The organism is Mesorhizobium sp. 01N446, from assembly GCF_056399285.1.
In genome coordinates, this window is sequence record NZ_JBFTRA010000041.1 from 1 (window position 1) to 491 (window position 491).

Genomic DNA, 491 nt, shown 5'->3' on the forward strand with positions numbered 1-491 from the left:
CTGGACGACGGCACGGTTGTCGCCGGCGATCCGTCGGCCAGCGGGACGCTGGCGTCGACCGATGTCGACGACGGCGCGACGGCGACCTGGAGCGGCTCGACGACGGGCACCTATGGCGCGTTTGCGATCGACGCGGCGGGCAACTGGACCTTCACGCTGGATCAAGGCGCGGCCGATCATCTGGCCGAGGGTGCCAGCGACACCCAGACGTTCACCGCGACGGTGACCGACGACAAGGGTGCGACGGCGACCGAAACCGTGACCATCACCATCACCGGCACCAACGACTCGCCTGTGGTCGTTGTTGGCGGCAATACCGACACCGTGGTTGAGGCGGGCAATCTGGACGACGGCACGGTTGTCGCCGGCGATCCGTCGGCCAGCGGGACGCTGGCGTCGACCGATGTCGACGACGGCGCGACGGCGACCTGGAGCGGCTCGACGACGGGCACCTATGGCGCGTTTGCGATCGACGCGGCGGGCAACTGGAC

1 protein-coding gene is annotated in these 491 nt (G+C 69.2%); it reads left to right on the top strand.

What is annotated here, in order from left to right; genetic code table 11:
- On the top strand, positions 1-491 hold a 491-nt coding region (locus tag AC1DPX_RS35125), incomplete at both ends, for a VCBS domain-containing protein (protein ID WP_477242606.1).